The 5,317-nt window shown below is 66.0% G+C and carries 7 protein-coding genes; 3 read left to right on the forward strand and 4 right to left on the reverse strand.

What is annotated here, in order from left to right; translation table 11 throughout:
* Nucleotides 1-592 (forward strand): pyridoxal-phosphate dependent enzyme (locus V5A53_RS12660; protein ID WP_332313981.1); only part of this gene is annotated, 592 nt, incomplete at its 5' end.
* Between the two features lie 18 nt (nt 593-610).
* On the opposite strand, the gene rocF is transcribed toward V5A53_RS12660, so the two are convergent.
* Nucleotides 611-1,516, reverse strand: coding sequence for an arginase (rocF, locus tag V5A53_RS12665; protein WP_332313986.1), 906 nt, complete (start codon nt 1,514-1,516; stop codon nt 611-613).
* A gap of 212 nt (nt 1,517-1,728) precedes the next feature.
* Between rocF and V5A53_RS12670 the strand changes: the two genes are divergently transcribed.
* Entirely contained in the window at nt 1,729-2,268 is a 540-nt protein-coding gene (locus tag V5A53_RS12670) for an Rrf2 family transcriptional regulator (protein WP_332313982.1), read from the forward strand.
* An 85-nt stretch (nt 2,269-2,353) separates the two neighbouring features.
* Nucleotides 2,354-3,520 (forward strand): NAD(P)/FAD-dependent oxidoreductase, encoded by a 1,167-nt coding sequence (locus V5A53_RS12675; RefSeq protein WP_332313983.1) that lies wholly within the window; start codon nt 2,354-2,356, stop codon nt 3,518-3,520.
* Nucleotides 3,521-3,573: 53 nt separating this feature from the next.
* Here the strand turns inward: V5A53_RS12675 and pyrF are convergent, their stop codons facing one another.
* The 3 genes from pyrF to V5A53_RS12690 are packed head-to-tail and all read right to left on the reverse strand — an operon-like array spanning nt 3,574 to nt 5,277.
* Nucleotides 3,574-4,383, reverse strand: coding sequence for an orotidine-5'-phosphate decarboxylase (gene pyrF / locus V5A53_RS12680; protein ID WP_332313984.1), 810 nt, complete (start codon nt 4,381-4,383; stop codon nt 3,574-3,576).
* Between the two features lie 51 nt (nt 4,384-4,434).
* The gene (locus V5A53_RS12685; protein WP_332313985.1) at nt 4,435-4,836 is read right to left on the reverse strand and encodes a hypothetical protein; all 402 of its coding nucleotides are present in this window, start codon (nt 4,834-4,836) and stop codon (nt 4,435-4,437) included.
* On the reverse strand, nt 4,837-5,277 hold the full coding sequence (locus V5A53_RS12690) for a DUF2240 family protein (RefSeq protein ID WP_332313987.1): 441 nt from the start codon (nt 5,275-5,277) through the stop codon (nt 4,837-4,839).
* Between the last annotated feature and the right edge of the window lie 40 nt (nt 5,278-5,317).

Genomic DNA, 5,317 nt, shown 5'->3' on the forward strand with positions numbered 1-5,317 from the left:
CGTCGGTCCCGACCCCTTCCCCCGGATGGTCCGGGAGTTCCAGTCGGTCATCGGCAAGGAGGCCCGCGAGCAGATACTCGACCAGTTGGGCGAGTTGCCCGATGCCTGCGTCGCCTGCGTCGGCGGCGGGTCGAACGCCATCGGCCTCTTCCACGCCTTCCGGGACGACCCCGTCGACTTCTACGGCGGCGAGGGCGGCGGCAAGGGCGCCGAGTCCACCCAGCACGCCGCCCCGCTGGCCGAGGGCGACGAGGAGGTCATCCACGGCATGAAAACGCGGGTCATCGGGGAGGACGTCGACGTTCACAGCGTCTCCGCGGGCCTCGATTATCCGGGTGTCGGCCCGGAACACGCCATGTTCCGCGCGGTCGGTCGCGCCGAGTACCGCGGCATCACCGACGACGAGGCGCTGGCGGCGTTCCGCGACCTCTCGGAACTGGAAGGCATCATCCCGGCGCTCGAAACGGCCCACGCCGTCGCGCTGGCCGGGCAACTCGCCGACGAGGGCGACCACGACACCATCGTCGTGAACCTCTCCGGACGCGGTGACAAGGACATGCAGCAGGTCTCCGAGATGATCGACCTGAGCTAAGGAGGCTACCCGTCGCGCTCAGAGGATCCGTTTGCCGAGCCCGCTTGCGATGAGTTCGACCGCGAGGTCGGCCGTGGTGTTGTGCGAATCGAGGATGGGATTGACTTCGACGACTTCCATCGAGCAGACGGCGTCGGTGTCGGCGACCAGTTCCATGGCGGCGTGGGCCTCCCGATAGCTGGCACCGCCGCGGACGGGCGTCCCGACGCCGGGTGCCTCGTTGGGGTCCAGAAAGTCCATATCGAGGCTGACGTGGAGGGCGTCGACGCCGTCGAGGGCGGCTTCGATGGCGTCCTCGACGACGTGATTCAGACCGCGACTGTCGATGTCGCTCATGGTGTAGGCGGTGACGTCACTGTCGTTGATGGCGGTCCGTTCCTCGGCGTCGATATCTCGGAGGCCGACCATCGCGATGTTCTCCTCGTCGATGTCGGCGGTCGCCCAGCTCTTGTCGGCGAAGGAGCCGCGGCCGAGCATCGCGGCGACGGGCATCCCGTGGATGTTCCCGCTCGGCGAGGTTTCGGGCGTGTTGAAGTCGCCGTGGGCGTCCAGCCAGAGGAGGCCGACGTCCTGGTCCTTGCTCGCGCCGCCGATACTGCCGATGGCGATGGAGTGGTCGCCGCCCAACACGAGCGGAAAGTCGCCGTCGCTGATGGCGTCGGCGACGGCGCTTTCGACGCGACGGCAGACCCACCGGGTCTCGCGGAGGTACTTCGCGTTGCCGCCGTTGGGGCGTTCGGCGTTCGGGTTCCGACCCTCAGGTCGGGGAACGGGCAGGTCGCCGGTGTCGTCGTAGGAGTAGCCGACGTCCCTGACCGCATCCGAGAGTCCGGCATATCGTATCGCTGACGGCCCCATGTCGACGCCACGGCGGTCCGCGCCGAGGTCCATCGGCGCACCGATGACTCGTAGGTCCATATCGATTCCTCCGCCCCCAGCGATAAAAACGGTCGCAATCGTTGCCGGAAGAGTGGGTTCGGGCGGGCGGTTGCAGCGGCGCGTACCGGGACTCCTGTCGACCGAATCCGGCGGCAGATCGGGTTTACTCGGTCTTCGGCAGTAAACCGGGTGGAACACACCGTCAACGGTGTCTCCCCACCGTCGGGTTTAAGGATGAAACTACCAAAAGATAGTTTATGTCATCAATCGAATTGACTCCCAGTCAGAAGACGATTCTGCAGGAGCTCGTCAATCTCTACCGGGAGTCCGAAAGCGCCGTCAAAGGTGAGGACATCGCCGAGCAGGTAGATCGCAACCCGGGAACCATCCGTAACCAGATGCAGAGCCTCAAGGCCCTCCAGCTGGTCGAGGGGGTACCGGGACCGAAGGGCGGCTACAAGCCGACGGCTAACGCGTACGACGCGCTGAAGATCCAGGAGATGGAGCAGGCCGCCGACGTTCCGTTCCGCCACAACGGCGAACTCATCGAAGGGGCGAACGTACAGGAGATAGACCTCACGAGCGTCCACCACCCCGAACTCTGCCGGGCGGAGGTCAAACTGCAGGGTTCGATCGCGGACTTCAAGGAGGGCGACAAGATCAGCGTCGGGCCGACGCCGCTGTCGAAACTCCTCGTAGAGGGCGAACTCGAAGGCAAAGACGACACGAGCAACAGCCTCATTCTCACCATCGACAACATGGAGGCACCCGCCGGCGACGCCGACCCGCTCCACTAAGAGCCCGTTTTTCGGCCGGAACGACAATATTCGCCGTGAATCCGGTTCCAACAGGTTTGTATCGGTGGGTTCCTCATTCTGTTATATGACGGACGACGTGGTCGTGCTTGGATCCGGTTACGCCGGCACCGGCGCGGTCAAGAAACTCGAATCGGAACTCGACGACACGGCCGACCTCACGTGGGTCTCTGACGTCGACCACCACCTCGTTCTCCACGAGTCCCACCGCTGTATCCGGGACCCGAACATCGAGGAGAAGATCACCTTCGACGTCGACGAGATCAAATCCCCCTCCACGCGCTTCGTGCAGGGCCGCGTCGAAGCGGTCGACGAGGACGCCCGCGAGATCACGCTCGCGGACGACTCGACCATCGAGTACGATTATCTGCTCGTCGGCTTCGGTTCCCAGACTGCGTTCTTCGGCATCGACGGCCTGAAGGAACACTCGCTCACCCTCAAGAGCCTCGAGGACGCCCTCGAGATTCACGACGCTATCGGCCAGGCCGCCCGCGAGGCTTCCCGCAACGACCCCGCGCAGGTCGTCGTCGGGGGGGCCGGCCTCTCCGGCATCCAGTCGGCCGGCGAGATCGCGGAGTTCCGCGACAAACACCGCGCGCCGCTCGACATCCACCTCGTCGAGGGCCTCGACAACGTCTTCCCGAACAACGACCCGGTCGTCCAGGCCAAGCTCCGTAAACTGCTGGAGGAGACGGACGTCGAGATCCACACCGGCGAGTTCATCGGCGAGGTCGACGAGGAGACTGTCTACGTCGGCGAAGAGAAGGAACTCGACTGGGACGTGCTCCTCTGGACCGGCGGTATCACCGGACAGGACGCCGCCGAAACCGTCGACGTCGACAAGGACGAACGCAGCAACCGCATCGAGGCCGCCTCGAACTTCCAGACGACCGACGAGCGCATCTTCGCGCTTGGTGACGCCGCCCTCGTCGACCAGCCCGACCAGGACAACCCCGCGCCGCCGACCGCACAGGCCGCCTGGCAGGCCGCCGAGGTCGCCGGCGAGAACATCGCTCGCGACATCCGCGGCCAGCCGCTCAAGGAGTGGACCTACGACGACAAGGGGACGCTCATCTCCGTCGGCAGCAAGGCCGTCGCGCACAACGTCAAGGGCCTGCCTGTCGACACCTTCGGCGGTCCCGCCGCGAAGGCCCTGAAGAAGACCGTCGCCGCGCGCTGGATCAAGAAGGTCAACGGCTTCGCCGACGCCGCGAAGGCCTTCCCCGATATGTAGAACGGCGGCGCCTCGGGCGCCGTTTTAAGAATTGAACCGTTCCCTACTGCTTTCTACCGATACTCGTTCAGTCGCTTTTTGAGTCGCTTCGCAGACTGGCCCGCCGCGCCGAAGTATTCGCGCTCGGTGTCGGCGCCCTCACCGGCGAAGATGATACCGCGCGAGGAGTTGACGAGGCCGACGCCGTCGGCCAGTCCGTATTCGACGGCGGCCTCGGCGTCGCCGCCCTGTGCGCCGACGCCGGGCACGAGGAAGGGCAGGTCGACGAGTTCGCGGACGGATTCGAGTTCCTCGGGTGCCGTCGCGCCGACGACGAGGCCGACGTTGTCGTTGTCGTTCCACTCCGCACAGCGCTGGGCGACGTACTCGTAGAGGGGCTTGCCGTTGCCGACGTTGAGATTCTGGAAGTCGGAACCGCCCGCGTTCGAGGTCCGACAGAGGACGATGACGCCCTTCTCGGCCATCGAGAGGTACGGTTCGAGCGTGTCCCGGCCCATGTAGGGGTTGACCGTCATCGCGTCGACACCGAGGCCGTCATCGTCCAGCAGGTCCGCGTACTGGCGGGCAGTGTTCCCGATGTCGCCGCGTTTGGCGTCCAGCAGGACGGGCACGCCCTTGCCGTGGGCGTAGGCGACCGTCTCCTCCAGCGCACGCCAGCCCTCGGTGTCCTCGTAAAAGGCGGCGTTCGGCTTGTAGCAGGCCGCGTGCTCGTGGGTCGCGTCGATGACCCGTCGGTTGAACTGCCAGCGCGGCAGGTCACCGTCGAGGAAGTCCGGGAGGCGGTCGAGGTCCGGGTCGAGGCCGACGGAGACGACGCTGTCTGTGGATTCGATGCGGTCGCCGAGGTCGTCGAAGAAGCCCATCTACCGGCGTGTGGCGGGCGGTGTTTATAAGCACACCCGTTTCGTCTGGGTCTACTCGGCGTCGAGGGTTTCGGCTACGGCACGAACCACGCGGAGCGCGCTCTTCACCTCGGCCCCGTTCTCGACGAAGACCAGCGTTCGCGGCGGTTCGACCGCCTTCGGGCGGACGCGAAGCCCCTCTGAATCGCCCCGTTCGGCGGCGGTCTCGATGCCTTCGCGGAACTCCACGTGTGCGCGGTCCGGGTGGACGTACACCTCGGCGAGGCGTTCGAGGTCGCCGCTCTCGCCCTCGTAGTCGATGGCGTAGGCGAAGGCGCCGGCCTCGGTGGGTTCCACGTCGGTGTCGGCGTCCGTGACCGACAGGCGGCCGAGCGCGCCGCGCTCGTAGCCGTGGATCTCCGAAGAGAGTAGCTGTCCGATACGCTTGCCGTCGGTGATCTCGTCCCTGACCATTTATAACTCCGAGCGGGCGGCGTCCGCGAGTTCCTGAACGTCGATTCCCTGCCGGTGTGCGTAGAGGACGGCTGCGGCCTCGATGGTGACCGCGAGGTTCGACTGGAGGGTGTTGACGGCGGCGACGGCCTCTTGCTTGTCGTGGCCGGCCTCGACGAGTGCCCCGAGGACGCGCTCGAAGGTCGACCGCTCCTGCAGGATGGATTCGTCCGGCACGAAATCCTCGGGTACGTCGACCTCGTTGGGGTCGAACTGGACGGTCAACTCGCCGTCGGTGCGGTCGACCATCCCCTCGCTGGCGGCGACATCGACCAGTCGCTTCGCCTGATCCGGCGAGAACCAATCGCGGTCCAGCGACAGCGCGACGACGAAGGCGCTTTCCCCCATTTCGCGGCTCCCCTCCTGTCGGAAGGGCGCGGCGACTGCCGTCCGGAGGCTCATGCATGTTGGCTGACGTGGCGCGGCCAAATACCCGTCGGTC

This window comes from Natronomonas sp., assembly GCF_036625485.1.
Lineage (GTDB): Archaea > Halobacteriota > Halobacteria > Halobacteriales > Haloarculaceae > Natronomonas.

Coding starts and splice junctions, on each gene's coding strand:
- V5A53_RS12670 (WP_332313982.1), top strand. CDS start 1,729: ATGTCATCAATCGAATTGACTCCCAGTCAGAAGACGATTCTGCAGGAG.
- V5A53_RS12675 (WP_332313983.1), top strand. CDS start 2,354: ATGACGGACGACGTGGTCGTGCTTGGATCCGGTTACGCCGGCACCGGC.
- pyrF (WP_332313984.1), bottom strand. CDS start 4,383: ATGGGCTTCTTCGACGACCTCGGCGACCGCATCGAATCCACAGACAGC.
- V5A53_RS12685 (WP_332313985.1), bottom strand. CDS start 4,836: ATGGTCAGGGACGAGATCACCGACGGCAAGCGTATCGGACAGCTACTC.
- V5A53_RS12690 (WP_332313987.1), bottom strand. CDS start 5,277: ATGAGCCTCCGGACGGCAGTCGCCGCGCCCTTCCGACAGGAGGGGAGC.